We start from the raw sequence: 21,459 nt of genomic DNA, 5'->3' as shown, positions 1-21,459 counted from the left end.
AGTCGAAGAATGCGTAATCCCACGCTGTTGCAATGCTTTCACTGGTATTACCCTGAAGGCGGCAAGCTCTGGCCCGAGCTTGCCGAGCGCGCCGACGGTTTAAATGATATTGGTATCAATATGGTCTGGCTGCCGCCTGCCTATAAAGGCGCATCGGGCGGATATTCTGTCGGCTACGATTCCTATGATTTATTTGATTTAGGCGAGTTTGATCAAAAAGGCACTGTCGCGACGAAATATGGTGATAAAGCGCAATTGCTGGCGGCCATCGACGCGCTTAAACGCAACGACATCGCCGTACTGCTGGATGTGGTGGTGAACCACAAAATGGGTGCCGACGAAAAAGAAGCGATTCGCGTTCAGCGAGTTAACGAAGAGTGTCGCACGCAAATTGATGATGAAATTATCGAATGCGAAGGCTGGACCCGTTACACCTTCCCTGCACGCGCCGGAAAATATTCACAATTTATATGGGACTTCAAATGTTTTAGCGGTATCGACCATATCGAAAACCCGCATGAAGATGGCATCTTTAAAATCGTCAACGATTACACTGGCGAAGGCTGGAATGATCAGGTCGATGATGAATTAGGCAATTTCGATTATCTGATGGGCGAAAATATCGATTTTCGTAACCATGCCGTCACCGAAGAGCTCAAATACTGGGCGCGCTGGGTAATGGAACAAACTCAGTGCGATGGTTTTCGTCTCGACGCGGTAAAACATATTCCGGCGTGGTTCTATAAAGAGTGGATCGAGCATGTGCAAGAAGTTGCGCCGAAACCACTCTTTATTGTGGCGGAATACTGGTCGCGCGAGGTCGAGAAACTGCAAACGTATATTGATCAGGTGGAAGGTAAAACCATGCTGTTTGATGCACCGCTGCAGATGAAATTCCACGAAGCGTCTCGTATGGGGCGTGATTATGATATGACTGAGATTTTTAGCGGCACATTGGTTGAAGTCGATCCTTTCCACGCTGTGACGCTGGTCGCCAACCACGACACTCAGCCGTTACAAGCCCTTGAAGCTCCGGTGGAGCCGTGGTTTAAGCCGCTGGCTTATGCCCTTATTTTGCTACGGGAAAATGGCGTGCCTTCGGTGTTTTACCCTGATCTGTACGGGGCTCATTACGAAGATGTCGGCGGTGACGGACAGACCTATCCAATCGATATGCCAATAATCGAACAACTTGATGAGCTAATCCTCGCCCGCCAGCGTTTTGCCCACGGTGTACAGACGCTATTTTTCGATCATCCGAACTGTATTGCCTTTAGTCGCAGTGGCACCGATGAATATCCTGGCTGCGTTGTGGTTATGTCGAACGGTGACGATGGCGAAAAGACGATTAAACTGGGTGAGAACTACGGCAATAAAACCTGGCGCGATTTTCTCGGTAATCGACAAGAGAGCATAGTTACCGATGAAAATGGCGAAGCGACATTCTTTTGCAACGGCGGCAGCGTCAGCGTTTGGGTTATCGAAGAGGTGATTTAAAACCGATCGCTGACAATACACGCATCGTTATTGCGGCGCCGTTACAGTTTCAGGCCCGATAAGCTTGCGTATCGGGCACTTTTTTTGACATGAAAATCCCCCAGAGCCAGGGGAGTTTCATTACGGCAGCGGCGTCGGTAACGGCGCTTTTTCCAGCGCGGCGGCACACTCTGCCGTCGGACGCGCCACACGTTCCATCGTCATGCCATCATACTCAATAGTGTTACCGTCACGCTCAATCTCGTACAGCTCACGTTTCACAGTAACGTTAGTGAGAGAATCAGACATCAGCGTCAGCTTACCCGGTAACGCAATCACTCGCTGCCATTGACGGCAATCCAGGGTATCACCCTCTTTAGTGACAATCAGACTACCAATCGCTTCCGGGCTGACCAGCGCACGTTGCGGCCCTTTGGTCTGCCAGTACCCTGCCAGCCAGTCTGGTGCGGGGGTTTTTACAACATTATTATAGTTTTCGACTTCGGCACAGCCCGCCAACAACATGAGTGCGCCTGCAATTGCGAGTTTTTTCATCATTCGTCCTGCATGAGAAGAAAAGTGGATTGTGGCATTAAAGCCCTGACGCTGCCACCCTTTCCAGGCCCAAAGAGAAATTTGATCTAACTATTATTTTTGTGAATTATTGCCGCGCAAATAAATTCTCCTGATGTATGATTCGCGACTCTTGTTTAAACCTTCTGAGTTCAGAGGCTACATACATGTCATGGCAGCAATTCAAACAAGCCTGGTTGATTAAATTCTGGGCGCCAATCCCTGCGGTCATCGCGGCGGGCATTCTCTCCACTTACTATTTTGGCATTACCGGCACCTTTTGGGCAGTTACGGGTGAATTTACCCGCTGGGGCGGTCAGCTCCTGCAACTGTTTGGCGTCCATGCTGAAGAGTGGGGCTATTTTAAAATCATCCATCTGGAAGGATCGCCATTAACCCGCATTGACGGGATGATGATTCTCGGTATGTTCGGCGGCTGTTTTGCCGCGGCATTATGGGCCAACAACGTCAAACTGCGCATGCCGCGTAGCCGTATCCGCATTATGCAGGCCATTATTGGCGGGATTATTGCTGGTTTTGGTGCACGTCTGGCGATGGGCTGTAACCTGGCGGCGTTCTTTACCGGCATTCCTCAGTTCTCGCTGCACGCCTGGTTCTTTGCCATCGCTACCGCCATCGGCTCATGGTTTGGCGCGCGCTTTACCCTGCTGCCTGTCTTTCGTATCCCCGTGAAAATGCAGAAAGTCTCTGCCGCCTCACCGTTGACGCAGAAACCAGATCAGGCGCGGCGCCGTTTTCGTCTCGGGATGCTGGTCTTTTTCGGTATGCTTGGCTGGGCGCTGCTGACGGCGATGAACCAACCAAAGCTGGGGCTGGCGATGCTGTTTGGTGTCGGCTTTGGCTTGCTGATAGAACGTGCACAAATCTGCTTTACTTCGGCGTTCCGCGACATGTGGATCACCGGACGAACCCACATGGCGAAAGCGATCATTTTCGGTATGGCGGTTAGTGCAATCGGGATTTTCAGTTATGTACAGTTAGGCGTAGAACCTAAAATCATGTGGGCGGGTCCGAACGCGGTAATTGGTGGATTACTGTTTGGTTTTGGTATTGTGCTGGCGGGCGGCTGCGAAACGGGATGGATGTACCGCGCGGTGGAAGGCCAGGTGCATTACTGGTGGGTCGGTCTGGGCAACGTTATTGGCTCCACGATTTTGGCGTATTACTGGGATGATTTCGCCCCGGCACTGGCAACCGACTGGGACAAAATCAACCTGCTAAAAACCTTTGGTCCAATGGGCGGCCTGCTGGTGACATATTTACTATTGTTCGCTGGGCTGATGCTGATTATCGGTTGGGAAAAACGCTTCTTCCGCCGTGCGGCGCCGCAGACAGCTAAGGAGATCGCATGAAAAATATCGTTCCTGATTACCGTCTTGATATGGTGGGCGAGCCCTGCCCTTACCCGGCGGTTGCAACCCTTGAGGCGATGCCGCAGTTAAAAAAAGGCGAGATCCTCGAAGTGGTCAGCGATTGTCCACAGTCGATTAACAATATTCCGCTGGATGCGCGTAATCACGGCTATACGGTACTGGATATTCAGCAAGACGGGCCGACCATTCGTTATCTAATTCAGAAGTAATCTTTTCTCCCGCTGTTTCAGGCAGCGGGAGTCACTTGCTACGAATACTCCGTTGTCTATTTTCCGTACCGCAGTTAGATTATTATTGATTCACACAGACACAGCATTAAGTGATCGGACCAGATTGAAGGAATAACACCGATCATGCAAACTACTCTCCCTCACAACTGACGAGAGATTATTTCCCTGATGGATCAGGTTGCTAATTTTCAAAAGATGTTTGAGCAAGTGAGAACGGAGCTAAACTTTTCCTGGTTTTATGCTGAGTTAAAACGTCATCGTATTGCACATTATATTTACTATCTTGCCACAGATAACATCAGGATCGTCACGCACGATGACAATGTTTTGTTAATCAGAGGGAGCAGGAGTCTATTAAAAGTCAGTGCCATCAAGGATCCTGAGCAAGTCAAAAAAGCAGCCCGGACTCACATTTCAAGACAGTCAACATTTCGGGAATATTGTATAACGCTTGCAAAGGCTGGCGTTTTCCGGTGGGTTACTGATGTCAGTGATAATAAGCGACGTTACTATTCTATCGATAATACACTTTTATATATTGAAGATGTCGAGAACAACAAACCACTCATTTAGCTGTTCTCGCCAGCTCAGCCCTGACAGTGACTGGTTATTAATAAAATTTTTTAAATGAACGGTTCTGAAATAGCGATTAACTAACGCCTTCATGTTCATGCCTGTGACCATGTATTTTTCGGTGATGACAAAGAAAGCCCTGGGGCGCACCAGATAACAGGCGGAGTGAATCATCAAGCATCATCGTTCACCGTAGATCTCCCGGTGTGTCATACCCTATACACGCCCATCACTCGATGGGCATTCTGAAAGCAAGTTACTGCGAAGCGTTCTTCCAGCGATGGCTCCATACAATGGTGATTGGCCACTTTTATTATCGCCTCAGTTACAAAACCTACACCTGCATGCTCATCATTTCCTGGTACGCCGCCACCAGCTTATTACGCACCTGAATCCCCATTTGCATTGAAACTGAAGCTTTTTGCATATCGGTCATCACATCGTTTAGCGCTACGCCGGGTTCGCCGAGGGTGAATTTTTCTGCCTGAGTGCGGGCGGCGGTTTGCGTATCACTTATACGATCGAGCGCGGCATGAAACTGTCCGGCAAAACTGATGCCAGGTTGTGGTAGTGATTCCTGCGCACGGGCACTCATCGCCGTAGCCTGTAACTGGCTGATAACCCCTTCAATCCCCTGTATGGCTGACATATTCATCTCCTGGACCATTTCTGGTAGCAGAGATTAACAGTAAGTCAATAAGATAAAGGCGTTAAATAACGATAAAAAACCGGGTTAATTGGCGCATAGAAAAAAATAAAACCACAAATAATGAGGCCGTCAATTTTTCGAGTTTGCTGACCCGGGAGTGCGTCTTGTTCCACTTTGCTAATAACGCCGTCTTTCATCTGCCGCGAGGTGCGCGATGAATACGACTGCAGCCCAGACAAAATCTCTTGAGTGGCTTAATCGCCTACGCGCGAATCCGAGAATCCCTTTGATTGTTGCTGGTTCCGCTGCAGTGGCAGTGATAGTCGCGTTAGTTCTATGGGCAAAAGCCCCTGATTACCGCACGTTATTCAGCAACCTTTCCGATCAGGATGGTGGCGCGATCGTCAGCCAACTGACGCAGATGAACATCCCTTACCGCTTTAGTGAAGCCAGTGGTGCAATTGAAGTTCCGGCGGATAAGGTTCACGAATTGCGTCTGCGTCTGGCGCAGCAAGGCTTACCTAAAGGCGGGGCGGTCGGCTTTGAGCTGCTCGATCAGGAAAAGTTTGGTATCAGCCAGTTCAGCGAACAGGTGAATTATCAGCGAGCGCTGGAAGGCGAACTTTCTCGTACCATCGAAACCATCGGCCCGGTAAAAGGGGCGCGCGTGCATCTGGCGATGCCGAAACCGTCTTTATTTGTCCGTGAGCAAAAATCCCCTTCCGCATCGGTAACGGTGAATTTATTGCCAGGACGAGCGCTGGATGAAGGGCAAATTAGCGCCGTTGTGCATCTGGTTTCCAGTGCAGTAGCTGGGCTGCCACCGGGTAACGTTACACTGGTGGATCAAGGTGGGCATCTGTTAACCCAGTCCAACACCAGCGGGCGCGATCTCAATGATGTTCAGTTGAAATATACCAGCGATGTCGAAGGCCGCATTCAGCGTCGTATTGAAGCAATTCTGTCGCCTATTGTCGGCAACGGCAATATTCATGCGCAAGTCACAGCGCAGCTGGATTTCGCCAGTAAAGAGCAAACAGAAGAGCAGTATCGCCCTAATGGCAATGAGTCACAGGCGGCGCTTCGTTCCCGTCAACTGAATGAAAGCGAGCAAAGCGGTTCCGGTTATCCGGGCGGCGTGCCGGGGGCATTATCTAATCAACCCGCGCCCGCAAATAACGCGCCGATCAGTACGCCTCCGGCAAATCAAAACAATCGCCAGCAACAGACGAGCACCACCAGCAATAGTGGACCGCGCAGCACACAGCGTAATGAAACCAGCAACTACGAAGTCGATCGCACCATTCGTCATACCAAAATGAACGTCGGCGACGTGCAACGTCTGTCTGTCGCGGTAGTGGTGAATTACAAAACGCTGCCGGATGGCAAACCGTTGCCACTGAGCGCCGAACAGATGAAACAAATTGATGATCTGACCCGCGAGGCAATGGGCTTTTCGGAAAAACGCGGTGATTCGCTCAATGTCGTCAACTCGCTGTTTACCAGTAGTGATGAAAGTGGTGGTGAGTTGCCGTTCTGGCAACAACAAGCGTTTATCGATCAGTTACTGGCTGCCGGACGCTGGTTGCTGGTGATACTGGTGGCGTGGCTGCTGTGGCGTAAAGCGGTACGTCCGCAATTAATCCGCCGCGCTGAGGTGGTGAAAGCCGTTCAGCAACAGACACAAACTCGCCAGGAGACGGAAGATGCAGTGGAAGTACGCCTGAGCAAAGACGAACAACTGCAACAACGCCGCGCTAACCAACGTCTGGGGGCTGAGGTAATGAGCCAGCGCATCCGCGACATGTCTGATAACGATCCGCGCGTAGTGGCGCTGGTCATTCGCCAGTGGATAAATAACGATCATGAGTAACCTGACAGGCACCGATAAAAGCGTCATTCTGCTGATGACCATTGGCGAAGACCGGGCGGCAGAGGTATTCAAGCACCTGTCCCAACGAGAAGTGCAAACCCTGAGCGCGGCAATGGCGAACGTCTCGCAGATCTCCAACAAACAATTAACTGAAGTACTGGCAGAGTTTGAACAAGAAGCCGAACAGTTTGCCGCACTGAATATTAACGCCAATGATTATCTGCGTTCAGTGCTGGTCAAAGCGCTGGGCGAAGAGCGTGCCGCCAGCCTGCTGGAAGATATTCTCGAAACCCGCGACACTGCCAGCGGTATTGAAACGCTCAACTTTATGGAGCCACAGAGCGCCGCCGATCTGATTCGCGATGAACATCCGCAGATTATCGCCACCATTCTGGTGCATCTGAAACGCGCTCAAGCCGCCGATATTCTGGCGTTGTTCGATGAACGTCTGCGCCACGACGTGATGCTACGTATCGCCACATTTGGCGGCGTACAACCTGCCGCGCTGGCTGAACTGACAGAAGTGCTGAATGGCCTGCTCGATGGCCAGAATCTCAAACGCAGCAAAATGGGCGGCGTGAGAACAGCAGCGGAAATTATCAACCTGATGAAAACTCAGCAGGAAGAAGCGGTTATTACCGCCGTGCGTGAATTTGACGGCGAGCTGGCGCAGAAAATTATCGACGAGATGTTCCTGTTCGAAAATCTGGTGGATGTCGACGATCGCAGCATCCAGCGTCTGTTGCAGGAAGTGGATTCCGAATCGTTACTGATCGCGCTGAAAGGTGCAGAACAGCCACTGCGCGAGAAATTCCTGCGCAATATGTCGCAGCGTGCCGCCGATATACTGCGCGACGATCTCGCCAACCGTGGTCCGGTGCGTCTGTCGCAGGTGGAAAACGAACAGAAAGCGATTCTGCTGATTGTGCGCCGCCTTGCCGAAACCGGCGAGATGGTGATTGGCAGCGGCGAGGATACCTATGTCTGATAATCTGCCGTGGAAAACCTGGACACCGGACGATCTCGCGCCACCACAGGCGGAGTTTGTGCCACTGATGGAGCCAGAAGAAACCGTCACTGAAGAGGCCGAACCCAGCCTTGAGCAGCAACTGGCACAACTGCAAATGCAGGCCCACGAGCAAGGTTATCAGGCGGGGATTGCCGAAGGTCGCCAGCAAGGCCATGAACAAGGCTATCAGGAAGGTCTGGCTCAGGGGCTGGAACAAGGACTGGCACAAGCAAAATCCCAGCAAGCGCCGATTCATGCCCGGATGCAGCAACTGGTCAGCGAGTTTCAGACCACCCTTGACGCGCTGGATAGCGTGATTGCTTCACGCCTGATGCAGATGGCGCTGGAGGCAGCGCGTCAGGTGATCGGCCAGACGCCAACGGTGGACAACTCGGCACTGATCAAACAGATTCAACAGTTGTTGCAGCAAGAACCGTTATTCAGCGGCAAACCGCAGCTACGCGTGCACCCGGATGATCTGCAACGTGTTGATGAGATGCTCGGCGCAACCTTAAGTTTGCATGGCTGGCGCTTGCGCGGCGACCCGACCCTGCATCCTGGCGGTTGTAAAGTCTCCGCTGATGAAGGCGATCTCGACGCCAGTGTCGCCACCCGCTGGCAAGAACTCTGCCGTCTGGCAGCGCCAGGAGTGGTGTAATGACCACGCGGCTGACTCGCTGGCTAACCTCGCTGGATAACTTCGAAGCCAAAATGGCGCAGTTGCCTGCGGTGCGTCGCTACGGGCGATTAACCCGCGCCACCGGGCTGGTGCTGGAAGCCACCGGATTGCAACTGCCGCTCGGCGCAACCTGTGTCATTGAACGTCAGAACGGCACTGAAACGCACGAAGTAGAAAGCGAAGTGGTTGGCTTTAACGGTCAACGGCTGTTTTTAATGCCGCTGGAGGAAGTGGAAGGCGTGCTGCCCGGCGCACGCGTTTACGCCAGAAATATCTCCGGCGATGGGCTGCAAAGCGGCAAGCAGTTACCGCTCGGTCCGGCGTTATTAGGTCGCGTTCTGGACGGCGGTGGTAAACCGCTCGATGGTCTGCCCTCCCCCGACACGACTGAAACTGGCGCCCTGATTACCCCGCCGTTTAACCCGTTGCAACGTACACCGATTGAGCATGTGCTGGATACGGGCGTGCGCCCAATTAATGCCCTGCTTACCGTTGGGCGCGGGCAGCGTATGGGGCTGTTTGCCGGATCTGGCGTTGGTAAAAGTGTGCTGCTGGGAATGATGGCACGCTACACCCGTGCCGATGTGATCGTCGTTGGTTTGATTGGTGAACGTGGGCGAGAAGTAAAAGATTTTATTGAGAATATTCTCGGTGCCGAAGGGCGTGCGCGCTCCGTGGTGATTGCCGCTCCGGCGGATGTTTCTCCGCTCCTGCGAATGCAGGGTGCCGCCTATGCCACGCGCATTGCCGAAGATTTTCGCGATCGTGGTCAGCATGTATTGCTGATTATGGACTCCCTCACCCGCTACGCGATGGCCCAGCGTGAGATTGCGCTGGCGATAGGCGAACCACCCGCCACCAAAGGTTATCCGCCGTCGGTATTCGCCAAATTACCGGCGCTGGTCGAACGTGCCGGAAACGGAATCAGCGGCGGCGGCTCGATTACCGCGTTTTATACCGTGCTCACCGAAGGCGATGACCAGCAGGATCCGATTGCCGACTCCGCGCGGGCGATCCTCGACGGTCACATTGTGCTTTCTCGTCGTCTGGCTGAAGCCGGGCACTATCCGGCAATTGATATTGAAGCCTCAATCAGCCGTGCAATGACGGCGTTGATCAGCGAGCAGCATTACGCGCGGGTACGCACATTCAAGCAGCTGTTGTCGAGTTTTCAACGTAACCGCGATCTGGTCAGCGTCGGCGCGTATGCCAAAGGCAGCGATCCAATGCTCGATAAAGCTATCGCCTTGTGGCCGCAGCTGGAGGGCTATTTGCAACAAGGCATTTTTGAACGCGCGGACTGGGAAGACTCTCTCCAGGGGCTGGAACGTATTTTTCCGACGGTGTGATTACGCAGGAGATAACAGCAGATGGCAGAACATGGCGCCCTGGCGACCCTGAAAGATCTGGCAGAAAAAGAGGTGGATAATGCGGCCCGCCTGCTGGGTGAAATGCGTCGCGGATGTCAGCAGGCGGAAGAACAACTCAAAATGCTGATCGATTATCAAAACGAATATCGCAGTAACCTGAACAACGACATGAGTGCAGGAATGACCAGTAATCGCTGGATCAACTACCAGCAGTTCATTCAGACGCTGGAAAAGGCCATTACCCAGCACCGCCAGCAGCTTAATCAGTGGACGCAGAAAGTTGACATTGCTCTGAACAGCTGGCGAGAAAAGAAACAACGTTTGCAGGCCTGGCAGACCCTCCAGGAACGGCAATCCACGGCGGCCCTGTTAGCAGAAAACCGCCTCGATCAGAAAAAGATGGACGAGTTCGCCCAGCGCGCCGCCATGAGGAAAACTGAATGATTCGTTTAGCGCCCTTGATTACCGCTGACGTTGACACATCCACATTGCCCGGTGCTAGCGCCACTGACACGGCACAGGATTTTCTTGCGTTGTTGAGCGGGGCATTAGCAGGAGATGCAGCACCAGGCAAAGCTTCGCCATTGCTTCAGGTTGCAGTGGATACCCCACACGCGCAAAGTAAAGAACGCGCCAACGAAATTCTGGCCGGGGTACTGCCGTCTGATTTATACATCGCTACTGACGAAACGCTGGCTGAAATAACCGCAGCACGACCCGATACAACGCCGCTGACGACGGCTCTGGTTAATACGCTGGCAGCCATGCCAGAAAAGGAGACGGTCGCCGACGATAAAACGGATGACCTTAATGAAGATGCTGTCGCCAGCCTGAGCGCCCTTTTTGCTATGCTGCCCGGTTTTGACAATACCCCCAAAGTGACTGATGCGCCTGTCACAGCGTTACCGACGCAGAAGCAAGCACTCTCAACAAAACTGACTACCGCGCAACTCGCAACAGCACAACCTGACGACGCCCCTGGTGCGCCAGATCAGCCATTAACACCGCTGGTCGCTGAAGCCCAGAGTAAAGCGGAAATCATCAGCACGCCTTCACCTGTTACTACTGTCACCAGTCCGCTAATTACTCCGCACCAGACGCAGCCACTGCCCACCGTCGCAGCGCCTGTTTTGAGCGCACCGCTGGGTTCCCACGAATGGCAACAATCCTTAAGCCAGCATATTTCGCTGTTTACCCGCCAGGGGCAACAAAGTGCCGAACTGCGTTTGCATCCGCAAGATTTAGGCGAAGTGCAAATCTCCCTTAAGGTGGATGACAACCAGGCGCAAATTCAGATGGTTTCACCGCATCAGCACGTGCGCGCCGCTCTGGAAGCGGCTTTGCCGGTACTGCGCACACAACTGGCAGAAAGCGGAATTCAGTTGGGGCAGAGCAATATCAGCGGTGAGAGTTTTAGCGGTCAGCAGCAGGCAGCTTCCGAGCAACAACAAAGTCCACGCACATCAGGCCATGAACGCCTGACAACCGAGGATGACGATGCATTGCCAGTTCCAACAACTCTTCAGAGAGTTTCATCTGGCAATAGTGGCGTCGATATTTTCGCCTAACGTCAGAGGTAGCACCTTAATCCGCGTCTTTTCCCCGCTTTGCCACACTTAAGACGCAGGATAATTAGCCGATAAGCAGTAGCGACACAGGAAGACCGCAACACATGACTGATTACGCGATAAGCAAGAAAAGCAGGCGATCGCTTTGGCTCCCGATCCTGGTATCCATCACTCTCGCGGCTTGTGCCAGCGCGGGTTACAGCTACTGGCATTCGCAACAAGTGACCGCTGGCGACAAAGCACAGCAACGCGTCGTGCTCTCACCTGTCTTCTATGCGCTAGACACTTTTACGGTCAATCTTGGCGATGCAGATCGCGTGCTTTATATCGGCATAACGCTGCGGTTGAAAGATGAAGCCACCCGTTCGCGGTTGAGCGAGTATTTGCCGGAAGTCCGCAGTCGCTTGCTGTTACTGTTTTCGCGCCAGGATGCCGCCGTGCTGGCAACGGAAGAAGGCAAGCAAAAACTGATTGCCGCAATTAAAGCCACACTTTCCCCCCCGCTTGTTGCCGGGCAACCGAAACAGGATGTCACCGACGTGCTGTATACCGCTTTTATTCTGCGATAACGACATGGGCGATAGTATTCTTTCTCAAGCTGAAATTGATGCGCTGTTGAATGGTGACAGCGAAGTCAAAGACGAACCGACGGCTAGTGTTAGCGGCGAAAGTGACATTCGTCCGTACGATCCTAATACCCAACGACGGGTTGTGCGCGAACGGTTACAGGCGCTGGAAATCATCAATGAACGTTTTGCCCGCCATTTTCGTATGGGGCTGTTCAACCTGCTGCGCCGTAGCCCAGACATTACCGTCGGGGCCATTCGCATTCAGCCGTACCATGAATTTGCCCGCAACCTGCCGGTGCCAACCAACCTGAACCTTATCCATCTGAAACCGCTGCGCGGCACAGGGCTGGTGGTGTTTTCGCCGAGTCTGGTGTTTATCGCCGTGGATAACCTGTTTGGCGGCGATGGTCGCTTCCCTACCAAAGTAGAAGGTCGTGAGTTTACTCATACCGAACAGCGCGTCATCAACCGCATGTTGAAGCTGGCACTTGAAGGCTATAGCGACGCGTGGAAGGCGATTAATCCGCTGGAAGTCGAGTACGTGCGTTCCGAAATGCAGGTGAAATTTACCAATATCACCACCTCACCGAACGACATTGTGGTTAACACGCCGTTCCATGTGGAGATTGGCAACCTGACCGGCGAATTTAATATCTGCCTGCCATTCAGCATGATCGAGCCGCTGAGGGAATTGTTGGTTAACCCGCCGCTGGAAAACTCGCGTAATGAAGATCAGAACTGGCGGGATAACCTGGTGCGCCAGGTTCAGCATTCACAGCTGGAGCTGGTTGCCAACTTTGCCGATATTTCGCTGCGCCTGTCGCAGATTTTAAAGCTGAAGCCCGGCGATGTCCTGCCGATAGAAAAACCCGATCGCATTATCGCCCATGTTGACGGCGTTCCGGTACTGACCAGCCAGTACGGCACCATCAACGGTCAGTATGCGTTACGGATAGAACATTTGATTAACCCGATTTTGAATTCTCTGAACGAGGAACAGCCCAAATGAGTGACTTGAATAATCCGGCCGATGACAACAACGGCGCAATGGACGATCTGTGGGCTGAAGCGTTGAGCGAACAAAAATCAACAAGCGGCAAAAGCGCGGCTGAGGCCGTGTTCCAGCAGCTTGGCGGCGGCGACGTCAGTGGAACATTGCAGGATATCGACCTGATTATGGATATTCCGGTTAAGCTGACCGTCGAACTGGGCCGCACACGAATGACCATCAAAGAGTTGTTGCGTCTGACGCAAGGGTCAGTCGTGGCGTTGGACGGTCTGGCGGGCGAACCACTGGATATTCTGATCAACGGTTATTTAATTGCTCAGGGCGAAGTTGTCGTAGTCGCTGATAAATATGGCGTGCGGATCACCGATATCATTACCCCGTCCGAGCGGATGCGCCGCCTGAGCCGTTAGTGATGAATAACCACGCTACTGTACAACCTTCCGCACCGGTTTCTGCTGCTCCGCTCCTTCAGGTGAGCGGCGCGCTAATTGCCATTATTGTCCTGATCCTCGCTGCGGCCTGGCTGGTAAAAAGGCTGGGATTTGCTCCCAAACGTAATGGCACGAACGGGCTGAAAGTCAGCGCTAGTGCCTCGTTGGGGGCGCGTGAACGGGTCGTGGTGGTCGATGTGGAAGATGCGCGACTGGTGCTCGGTGTTACTGCCGGGCAAATCAATCTGCTGCATAAACTTCCCCCTTCTGCGCCAACGGAAAAGTTACCTCAAGCCGATTTTCAGTCGGTCATGAAAAATTTGCTTAAGCGTGGCGGGAGAGCCTGATGCGTCGCCTCTTGTCTGTCGCACCGGCCCTTCTCTGGCTGCTTACTCCCCTCGCCTTTGCGCAACTGCCTGGCATCACCAGCCAGCCGCTGCCTGGCGGTGGACAAAGCTGGTCACTCCCGGTGCAGACGCTGGTGTTCATCACCTCGCTGACTTTTATTCCGGCAATTTTACTGATGATGACCAGCTTCACCCGCATCATCATTGTTTTTGGTTTATTGCGTAACGCACTGGGAACGCCCTCCGCGCCGCCCAACCAGGTTTTGCTGGGGCTGGCGCTGTTTTTGACCTTTTTTATTATGTCTCCGGTAATCGACAAAATTTATGTCGATGCGTACCAGCCATTCAGCGAAGAGAAAATTTCAATGCAGGAGGCTCTGGAAAAAGGGGCGCAGCCACTGCGTGAGTTTATGCTGCGCCAGACCCGCGAGGCGGATTTAGGGTTGTTTGCCAGGCTGGCGAATACCGGCCCGTTGCAGGGACCTGAAGCAGTACCGATGCGCATTTTGCTCCCGGCCTACGTGACCAGCGAGTTGAAAACCGCCTTCCAGATAGGCTTCACGATTTTCATTCCGTTTTTGATTATCGACCTGGTTATTGCAAGTGTGTTGATGGCATTGGGGATGATGATGGTTCCCCCCGCGACCATTGCCCTGCCGTTTAAACTGATGTTGTTTGTACTGGTGGATGGCTGGCAATTGCTGGTCGGCTCGCTGGCACAAAGCTTTTACAGCTAGAGAGGCCAAATGACACCCGAATCGGTCATGATGATGGGGACAGAAGCGATGAAAGTCGCGCTGGCACTGGCTGCCCCGCTGTTGCTGGTGGCGCTGGTCACCGGTCTTATCATCAGCATTTTGCAGGCCGCCACGCAGATTAACGAAATGACGCTGTCGTTCATTCCGAAAATCATCGCCGTATTTATCGCCATTATTATTGCCGGACCGTGGATGCTCAACTTGTTGCTGGATTACGTTCGTACCTTATTCACTAACCTACCGTATATCATCGGGTAATCGATGTAATGTTGCAGGTAACAAGCGATCAATGGCTTTCCTGGTTAAGCCTGTATTTCTGGCCATTACTGCGCGTGCTGGCGCTGATCTCCACCGCGCCCATTTTGAGCGAACGCAGCGTGCCAAAACGGGTAAAACTGGGCCTCGCAATGATGATCACGTTCGCCATTGCTCCGGCAATACCCGCCAACGATGTGGCTATTTTTTCGTTCTATGCACTATGGCTGGCGGTGCAGCAAATCCTGATTGGCATTGCTCTCGGCTTTACCATGCAATTTGCCTTCGCCGCTGTGCGCACCGCTGGCGAAATTATCGGTCTGCAAATGGGGCTGTCATTTGCGACGTTTGTCGATCCTGGCAGTCATCTCAATATGCCCGTCTTAGCGCGCATTATGGATATGCTGGCGCTACTGTTGTTCCTGACATTTAACGGTCATTTATGGCTGATTTCGTTGCTGGTCGATACATTTCATACCCTACCCATTGGTGGCGAACCACTAAACAGCAATGCATTCCTGGCACTCACCAGGGCAGGGAGTTTGATTTTTCTTAACGGGTTGATGCTGGCGTTACCGCTCATTACCCTGTTGCTGACGCTGAATCTCGCATTAGGTTTACTGAATCGTATGGCCCCGCAATTATCAATCTTTGTTATTGGTTTTCCATTAACGTTGACTGTCGGCATCTCATTAATGGCGGCATTAATGCCGTTAATTGCTCCTTTTTGCGAACATTTATTTAGTGAAATTTTTAATTTGCTGGCAGATATTATCAGCGAATTACCTGTAATATGATTCCCTAATGTTTATCTTGTTATCCTAAGGATTATCCGAAAAATAATACCAGCGAACATCTTCCAGGATACTCCTGTGGCGAAATATTTGTTTTAACCTCACTCACATATCGCAACATTTACTTTACTTTAAGACAATTCCAGGCAAATTATACAACGCTTTACGGGATAGTAAGTCCGCCTGAAAATTCGCGAGAGTGGCGCATTAGGTGACCCATGTCGTTCCGTTTAGTCATGATGAAATATTCAGGTAAGGGGAATTATCGTTACGCATTGAGTGAGGGTATGCCATGTCAACGATTATTATGGATTTATGTAGTTACACCCGGCTGGGTTTGACCGGGTATCTGTTGAGTAGAGGGGTGAAAAAAAGAGAAATCAACGACATTGAAACCGTTGATGACCTTGCCATCGCTTGTGATTCACAGCACCCTTCAGTGGTGTTTATTAATGAGGACTGTTTTATCCACGATGCTTCTAACAGTCAACGTATCAAGCACATCATTAATCAACATCCCAATACGTTATTTATCGTTTTTATGGCAATTGCCAATGTTCATTTTGATGAATATCTATTGGTCAGAAAAAATTTATTGATCAGCTCAAAATCGATTAAGCCGGAATCTCTTGATGATATCCTTGGCGATATTCTGAAAAAAGAGACAACGATGGCCAGCATTTTAAATATGCCAACGTTATCATTAAGCCGGACCGAATCAAGTATGTTGCGAATGTGGATGGCTGGCCAGGGAACGATTCAAATATCTGACCAAATGAATATTAAAGCCAAGACCGTTTCATCGCATAAAGGCAATATTAAACGTAAGATCAAAACGCATAATAAACAGGTTATCTACCATGTCGTCCGACTGACCGATAATGTGACAAATGGTATTTTTGTTAACATGCGCTAAGGCATACTGACTGGTGGGATACCACCAGTCAGGCTGGCAGAAATTACTCGGCTTTCTCCACAAAGATACCATCCTGATGCCCTGCTTCATTAAAGAACCAGATGCCGAGCGGGTAGTCTTCCAGCGAAACCAGGTACATTGTGCCTTCACTAAACTCCTCAACTGCCAGTACCACGCCAGGACGACGCGGACCGCCATCCGTTTTGACTGTTACCCGATCATTCACCTTCATCGTTTTCCTCCTGTGGCTTTGTGCCAGTTTAGAACAATTTCGTTTTTCTGACAGCGCCGGGCGCGTGCGAGTGCTGATTTTCTCAACGGTCTATACTTAAGAAATGCCTGGCTGACATGACGTGTCGGCAGCAACATATAAGCAACGGTTGCGAGGAAAGATGATGAAAACCGCAAAAGAGTACAGCGATACCGCAAAACGTGAGGTCAGCGTCGATGTCGATGCCCTGCTGGCGGCGATCAATGAAATTAGCGAAAGCGAAGTTCATCGCAGCCAGAACGATTCAGAACACGTTAGCATCGATGGCCGTGAATATCATACATGGCGTGAATTAGCCGATGCCTTTGAACTTGATATTCATGACTTTAGCGTCTCTGAAGTGAATCGCTAAATGCGTCATAAAAAAATCCCGGCCCTTGTTGGGGTCGGGATCAAACTTGCTTAAGCAAGAAGCACTTAAAAAATTCGTTACACCAGGAAATCTGATGCGTTCATCACCTTATCCGCAATTTTTTATGCTGACAAGAAAATATTCTTGATATGAATGATTAACGTCACTTATGAATGGAAGTGTGATCCGCGTCACCCCCTGGAGGCTCTGGCGTTCACGGGATCGCTCCCGAAAAACGATTTTTTATTATTCGTGCTGTTTTAAGAAACATCCAGGCAAAGGGAGTACTGCGCGATCATGCTTTCAATTCATCAACCGCTGCTGATTTTTACCGATCTTGATGGCACCCTGTTGGACAGTCATAGCTATAACTGGCAACCTGCCGCCTCCTGGTTAATCCGCCTGCGGGAAGCGGATATCCCCGTGATCCTGTGTAGTAGTAAAACCTCGGCTGAGATGCTGTACCTGCAAAAGATGTTAGGCCTGCAAGGGTTGTCATTCATTGCGGAGAACGGCGCGATGATCCAACTGGATCAACACTGGCAGGATTTGGACGGCTTTCCGCGCATCATCTCGGGGATTGCTCATAGTGAAATCAGCCTGGTATTAAATACGCTGCGTGAGAAAGAACACTTCAAATTCACCACCTTTGATGACGTCGATGATACAACCATCGCTGAATGGACTGGCTTAAGTCGCAGCCAGGCCGCACTGACGCAGTTGCATGAGGCTTCGGTCACGCTTATCTGGCGCGACAGTGACGAGCGGATGGCGCAATTTACCGCTCGCCTGAATGAACTGGGCTTGCAGTTTGTGCAAGGTGCGCGTTTCTGGCATGTGCTGGATGTCTCAGCCGGGAAAGATCAGGCAGCCAACTGGATCATTGCGGCATATCAGCAATCGCGTGGAAAACGTCCGACCACGCTTGGCTTAGGCGACGGCCCAAATGACGCACCATTACTGGAAGTGATGGATTATGCGGTGATCGTAAAAGGGCTAAACCGGGAAGGCGTGCATTTGCAAAATGAGGATCCGGCCCGTGTCTGGCGGACACAGCGAGAAGGACCGGAAGGCTGGCGCGAAGGGCTGGATCACTTTTTCACGGCCAGTTAAGGGCTATCACTCGCGCAGACCTGATTGCGCCCCGCTTGTTTTGCGAGATACAACCGCCGGTCGGCCAGAGACTGTAATTGCTCAAAATCATAATCGCCGGTTTCCTCGCTGCTACTCACCCCCAGCGAAGCACTGATGCGTAGGGTCGTGCTCTTGGCGATCAACATCTCTTTTTCATTCAGCTTCAGGCGAATACGTTCGGCCACTTCCGTTGCCTGCGCCAGGTTAGCGCCAGGCAGAATCACACAAAACTCCTCGCCGCCCACGCGGCCTGCAACGTCCTGTGAACGCAATGAACGACTGATTAATCCTGCAGCATGCGACAGCACACGATCGCCTGCCTGATGACCAAAGCGGTCATTAATCGCTTTAAAATGGTCAAGGTCGACCTGTATGACAGAAAACGGATGTTTGTGTATCTGACACAATTCGGCAAGCGGACGCGCTTTTTCGAACAATGCGCCACGGTTATACAAGCGCGTTAAGGTGTCATGCCACGCCTGCCACTGCAACGAGCTTTGCAGGACATACATATTGCTGACCATCTGGCGAATCACATACCATGAGATAAGTAACATCGTCGTAAAGAGCGCCCACAGAAGGGTTAACGCAATGCTGATGCTGCCGAAATCACCACGCACACCTTCACTAAGCGTATGAATGCGCACTAATGCGCCGTCAAAATGGTCCAGTCGCTCCCAGCTAACATAGCGACTGTTCATCCTAATACCACCGCGCGTATCGTGTTCCATAGCCTGCGCCAGAGATGCCAGCTCTCGAGGATCAAAAAGGTCCTCCGCCGAGTGTTCCGGGTTAGATGAAGTCAATAATTTTAGTTTGCTGTCGTAGAGCTGGTATTCGCCATCCAGTTTTTTATCAATAGCGTTTTTTAGAAATTGCTGCATCGAGCGCACAGGGATACTCATTCCCAACACGCCATACCAGTAATTGTTACTGTCGACCGGTACGCTTACGGTGACCTGCGGTTCAGTAACATTGTTATGGTCATGCTGAGAGGTAAACCATCGTACGCCACGTTGACGATTTTCTCGTTCTGATTGGCCGATAAACCAGGGTTGCGTGACAAATTCGTAGTAACGCGTAGGGATATTTCGGGTAAACAACGTCGGCTGCGTCGAAACGTAGAATCCGGCGCGTGAGACATACATTGCCTGTTCAACCATCGAAGTAGAGTTGTGCGCCAGTCGTAGTAAGTAGCCGACTTCCAGTGCGGCAGTAATTTCATTGTCGAGTAATTCATTTTCGCGAGAAAGCTGATTTCCCTCGCTCACTAACGCATCCGAGACACCGTTTACTGACAGAGTGCGTCGTCTGTTGAGTTCGATTTGCCAGGCGTGCTCGTCGCGATGTTGTTCAAACTCGACAACAGCGTTACGCATAGAGGTGAAATCCAGCGGCGCAACAAGGGCTTCACGCATTCCATTACGCAAAAAAATCAGTTTATCGACGTTATATTGCAATTGCTTGTCGAGCGCGTTGGCAACGTTTTCCAGATGATTACGCTGACTGGAAATATAGGCGTCTTCCAGCACCACGACTTCACGCCAGGTGAGCAAAGTGGAGAAGATCAACACCACGATAAAACACAGATTAACGACATGACCTGGCCCCAGGCGGCGCGCGAGTTTTTTTAGCCAGCTCTGGTTTTCCATTTTTGTCTCGTGCTGCACCCTGACGACTCCCAACCTGCTTTTTAATGATTCTGGCATAACCTGGCGATAGCGTACCGCCAAACAACAATAATTTTATAATGTTGGCATGATACGAGGCATCAGGCCTTCGATATTGACGCTGGCAGGACTGCCGGATGCGGCGTGAACGCCTTATCCGGCCTACTTTTGATTCTATCGCCAGATATCGATTATTTGTATAACCCAGGCATGATAAGACGCGACAGCGTCGCATCAGGCACTCCATACAGACGCTGGCACAACTGCCGGATGCGGCGTGAACGCCACATCCGGCCTGGTGTTAATTACACATTTTCAAACTTCTTCCGACGAACAACTCCCCTCCCCCGGAACAAGCTCGGTTTCATGAAAAGCTTCCCGCTTGACCCCATAACCGTCATACCACCGGCACTCAACCATACCGCTGGAATACCCAGTGACAATCATCCGCGGGCCGCCCTCTTTTACCGTGACTTCCTCACTAACCATAAAGCTCATACTCGCCTCCTTTTTTCGAGTGAAACTTGTTCACCTTAGTCGAGGATGGCGAATTTTGCATAACAGCCAATGTGAATTTTAATGTGCCTGGCCGCGCATTTTCGCTACCACTTTCACTCCCAGCACCACGATGCCACCGATGATAAATCCAAGAATCAGATTTAAAACAGTCGGTAATATCATCGCCACCAGCGCGTTCTGCTGTCCGGCAAAATGTTCAATGGCATGATGCAGCGGCGCGATGCCATGCACCACAATGCCGCCACCAACCAGGAACATCGCCAGCGTGCCGACAACCGATAATGCTTTCATCAGCCAGGGCGCGATAATCAACAGCCCCTTACCCAACGCCTGCATCAACGTACTGGACTTTTCTGCCAGCCAGTAGCCCAGGTCATCAATCTTAACGATAATCCCCACCAGGCCATACACGCCAATCGTTACCACCAGAGCAATCCCTGAGAGCACCAGCACCTGATTAATCAGCGGCGCTTCCGCCACAATACCCAGCGTTATGGCGACAATTTCCGCAGACAAAATAAAATCGGTGCGAATGGCCCCTTTTATTTTGTCCTTTTCAAACTTGAGCGGGTCTTGCTCCGCCAGTTTTTCCAGACGCTGCTGACTCTGCGCCGGATCCTCTTTGTGTTTACGCGCCTCCAGCATATGTAGCACTTTCTCTACCCCTTCAAAGCAGAGAAACGCACCACCAATCATCAACAGTGGCGTAATTGCCCACGGGATAAATGCACTGATGATCAGCGCCAGCGGCACCAGAATCACTTTATTGATTAGCGATCCCTTCGCCACGCCCCAGACCACAGGAAGTTCCCGGTTGGCACGCACGCCTGAAACTTGTTGCGCATTGAGCGACAAGTCATCCCCTAATACGCCAGCGGTTTTCTTCGCCGCCAGCTTGCCCATCACGGAGATATCGTCCAGCAAAGTGGCGATATCATCGAGCAACGTCAATAAACTACTCCCGGCCAAAAGCATTCCCTCTCATTTTTTCGTTGACGCGCTAAGTATGAAGCAAAATCGGCTTGCCTGATACTGTGCTT

At 51.5% G+C, this 21,459-nt stretch carries 26 protein-coding genes; 20 read left to right on the top strand and 6 right to left on the bottom strand.

The genetic code is table 11. The features are described from left to right. Window positions 1–9 precede the first annotated feature (9 nt). The gene (gene amyA, locus AACS80_RS13985; protein WP_130259932.1) at window positions 10–1,497 is read left to right on the top strand and encodes an alpha-amylase; all 1,488 of its coding nucleotides are present in this window, start codon (window positions 10–12) and stop codon (window positions 1,495–1,497) included. Between the two features lie 120 nt (window positions 1,498–1,617). Here amyA and yedD read toward each other — a convergent pair whose 3' ends face one another. Beyond that, complete coding sequence (yedD, locus tag AACS80_RS13980) at window positions 1,618–2,031, bottom strand: lipoprotein YedD (RefSeq protein WP_064529329.1); 414 nt, start codon at window positions 2,029–2,031, stop codon at window positions 1,618–1,620. Between the two features lie 185 nt (window positions 2,032–2,216). Here yedD and yedE point away from each other — a divergent pair, with 185 nt between their 5' ends. The 3 genes from yedE to AACS80_RS13965 all read left to right on the top strand — a co-directional run bounded on the left by yedE (window position 2,217) and on the right by AACS80_RS13965 (window position 4,246). Next, complete coding sequence (gene yedE, locus AACS80_RS13975) at window positions 2,217–3,422, top strand: selenium metabolism membrane protein YedE/FdhT (RefSeq protein ID WP_135410099.1); 1,206 nt, start codon at window positions 2,217–2,219, stop codon at window positions 3,420–3,422. Further along, window positions 3,419–3,652, top strand: coding sequence for a sulfurtransferase-like selenium metabolism protein YedF (yedF, locus tag AACS80_RS13970; RefSeq protein WP_000790504.1), 234 nt, complete (start codon window positions 3,419–3,421; stop codon window positions 3,650–3,652). Before yedE ends, yedF begins: the two co-directional genes overlap by 4 nt. Window positions 3,653–3,841: 189 nt before the next feature. After that, window positions 3,842–4,246: a DUF1398 domain-containing protein gene (locus AACS80_RS13965; RefSeq protein ID WP_135410100.1), complete on the top strand. Its 405-nt coding sequence runs from the start codon at window positions 3,842–3,844 to the stop codon at window positions 4,244–4,246. A 334-nt stretch (window positions 4,247–4,580) separates the two neighbouring features. On the opposite strand, the gene fliE is transcribed toward AACS80_RS13965, so the two are convergent. Next, window positions 4,581–4,895 (bottom strand): flagellar hook-basal body complex protein FliE, encoded by a 315-nt coding sequence (fliE, locus tag AACS80_RS13960; RefSeq protein WP_130259938.1) that lies wholly within the window; start codon window positions 4,893–4,895, stop codon window positions 4,581–4,583. A 214-nt stretch (window positions 4,896–5,109) separates the two neighbouring features. Here fliE and fliF point away from each other — a divergent pair, with 214 nt between their 5' ends. From fliF to rcsA, 14 genes are all read left to right on the top strand, one after another. Further along, window positions 5,110–6,768: a flagellar basal-body MS-ring/collar protein FliF gene (fliF, locus tag AACS80_RS13955; protein WP_130223611.1), complete on the top strand. Its 1,659-nt coding sequence runs from the start codon at window positions 5,110–5,112 to the stop codon at window positions 6,766–6,768. After that, window positions 6,761–7,756 (top strand): flagellar motor switch protein FliG, encoded by a 996-nt coding sequence (fliG, locus tag AACS80_RS13950; protein WP_032184453.1) that lies wholly within the window; start codon window positions 6,761–6,763, stop codon window positions 7,754–7,756. The genes fliF and fliG overlap by 8 nt, the downstream gene beginning before the upstream one ends. Beyond that, entirely contained in the window at window positions 7,749–8,435 is a 687-nt protein-coding gene (fliH, locus tag AACS80_RS13945) for a flagellar assembly protein FliH (RefSeq protein WP_130216477.1), read from the top strand. The genes fliG and fliH overlap by 8 nt, the downstream gene beginning before the upstream one ends. Next, window positions 8,435–9,805: a flagellar protein export ATPase FliI gene (fliI, locus tag AACS80_RS13940; RefSeq protein WP_130208589.1), complete on the top strand. Its 1,371-nt coding sequence runs from the start codon at window positions 8,435–8,437 to the stop codon at window positions 9,803–9,805. The genes fliH and fliI overlap by 1 nt, the downstream gene beginning before the upstream one ends. A 21-nt stretch (window positions 9,806–9,826) precedes the next feature. Further along, a complete protein-coding gene (gene fliJ / locus AACS80_RS13935) occupies window positions 9,827–10,270 on the top strand; it encodes a flagellar export protein FliJ (RefSeq protein WP_130208591.1) in 444 nt (147 codons plus the stop codon). After that, on the top strand, window positions 10,267–11,394 hold the full coding sequence (locus tag AACS80_RS13930; protein WP_135410101.1) for a flagellar hook-length control protein FliK: 1,128 nt from the start codon (window positions 10,267–10,269) through the stop codon (window positions 11,392–11,394). Before fliJ ends, AACS80_RS13930 begins: the two co-directional genes overlap by 4 nt. Before the next feature lie 104 nt (window positions 11,395–11,498). After that, window positions 11,499–11,963, top strand: a complete 465-nt coding sequence (fliL, locus tag AACS80_RS13925) for a flagellar basal body-associated protein FliL (protein WP_135410102.1) — start codon at window positions 11,499–11,501, stop codon at window positions 11,961–11,963. A gap of 4 nt (window positions 11,964–11,967) precedes the next feature. After that, on the top strand, window positions 11,968–12,972 hold the full coding sequence (gene fliM / locus AACS80_RS13920; RefSeq protein ID WP_024212474.1) for a flagellar motor switch protein FliM: 1,005 nt from the start codon (window positions 11,968–11,970) through the stop codon (window positions 12,970–12,972). Next, on the top strand, window positions 12,969–13,382 hold the full coding sequence (gene fliN / locus AACS80_RS13915) for a flagellar motor switch protein FliN (RefSeq protein ID WP_001281689.1): 414 nt from the start codon (window positions 12,969–12,971) through the stop codon (window positions 13,380–13,382). The genes fliM and fliN overlap by 4 nt, the downstream gene beginning before the upstream one ends. Window positions 13,383–13,384: 2 nt before the next feature. Continuing rightward, complete coding sequence (fliO, locus tag AACS80_RS13910) at window positions 13,385–13,750, top strand: flagellar biosynthetic protein FliO (protein WP_135410214.1); 366 nt, start codon at window positions 13,385–13,387, stop codon at window positions 13,748–13,750. Beyond that, window positions 13,750–14,487 carry a flagellar type III secretion system pore protein FliP gene (gene fliP / locus AACS80_RS13905; protein ID WP_130208599.1) on the top strand — a complete coding sequence of 246 codons (738 nt, stop codon included), beginning with the start codon at window positions 13,750–13,752 and terminating at the stop codon, window positions 14,485–14,487. The genes fliO and fliP overlap by 1 nt, the downstream gene beginning before the upstream one ends. Before the next feature lie 9 nt (window positions 14,488–14,496). Continuing rightward, on the top strand, window positions 14,497–14,766 hold the full coding sequence (gene fliQ, locus AACS80_RS13900; RefSeq protein WP_000187358.1) for a flagellar biosynthesis protein FliQ: 270 nt from the start codon (window positions 14,497–14,499) through the stop codon (window positions 14,764–14,766). Between the two features lie 8 nt (window positions 14,767–14,774). After that, on the top strand, window positions 14,775–15,560 hold the full coding sequence (fliR, locus tag AACS80_RS13895; protein WP_130259943.1) for a flagellar biosynthetic protein FliR: 786 nt from the start codon (window positions 14,775–14,777) through the stop codon (window positions 15,558–15,560). 289 nt (window positions 15,561–15,849) lie between these two features. Continuing rightward, window positions 15,850–16,473 (top strand): transcriptional regulator RcsA, encoded by a 624-nt coding sequence (gene rcsA, locus AACS80_RS13890; protein WP_130208603.1) that lies wholly within the window; start codon window positions 15,850–15,852, stop codon window positions 16,471–16,473. Window positions 16,474–16,516: 43 nt separating this feature from the next. Here rcsA and dsrB read toward each other — a convergent pair whose 3' ends face one another. Continuing rightward, window positions 16,517–16,705, bottom strand: coding sequence for a protein DsrB (gene dsrB, locus AACS80_RS13885; protein WP_000867217.1), 189 nt, complete (start codon window positions 16,703–16,705; stop codon window positions 16,517–16,519). A 163-nt stretch (window positions 16,706–16,868) separates the two neighbouring features. Here dsrB and yodD point away from each other — a divergent pair, with 163 nt between their 5' ends. Together yodD and AACS80_RS13875 are read left to right on the top strand one after the other, a co-directional pair. After that, complete coding sequence (gene yodD / locus AACS80_RS13880) at window positions 16,869–17,096, top strand: peroxide/acid resistance protein YodD (protein ID WP_104895130.1); 228 nt, start codon at window positions 16,869–16,871, stop codon at window positions 17,094–17,096. A 297-nt stretch (window positions 17,097–17,393) separates the two neighbouring features. After that, window positions 17,394–18,209, top strand: a complete 816-nt coding sequence (locus AACS80_RS13875; RefSeq protein WP_135410103.1) for a mannosyl-3-phosphoglycerate phosphatase-related protein — start codon at window positions 17,394–17,396, stop codon at window positions 18,207–18,209. Here AACS80_RS13875 and dgcQ read toward each other — a convergent pair. From dgcQ to AACS80_RS13860, 3 genes are all read right to left on the bottom strand, one after another. Continuing rightward, on the bottom strand, window positions 18,206–19,900 hold the full coding sequence (dgcQ, locus tag AACS80_RS13870; RefSeq protein ID WP_130259945.1) for a cellulose biosynthesis regulator diguanylate cyclase DgcQ: 1,695 nt from the start codon (window positions 19,898–19,900) through the stop codon (window positions 18,206–18,208). The two genes, AACS80_RS13875 and dgcQ, sit on opposite strands and share 4 nt — an antisense overlap. Before the next feature lie 315 nt (window positions 19,901–20,215). Then, window positions 20,216–20,398: a YodC family protein gene (locus AACS80_RS13865; RefSeq protein ID WP_130208609.1), complete on the bottom strand. Its 183-nt coding sequence runs from the start codon at window positions 20,396–20,398 to the stop codon at window positions 20,216–20,218. Between the two features lie 78 nt (window positions 20,399–20,476). Further along, window positions 20,477–21,394, bottom strand: a complete 918-nt coding sequence (locus tag AACS80_RS13860) for a DUF808 domain-containing protein (RefSeq protein WP_130216453.1) — start codon at window positions 21,392–21,394, stop codon at window positions 20,477–20,479. Window positions 21,395–21,459 lie beyond the last annotated feature (65 nt).

The sequence above is a fragment of the Escherichia sp. E4385 genome (genome assembly GCF_963883145.1).
Taxonomy (GTDB): Bacteria; Pseudomonadota; Gammaproteobacteria; order Enterobacterales; family Enterobacteriaceae; genus Escherichia.
The sequence above is the reverse complement of the archived record's forward strand: the minus strand, read 5'-3'. Positions and strand labels throughout refer to the sequence as shown.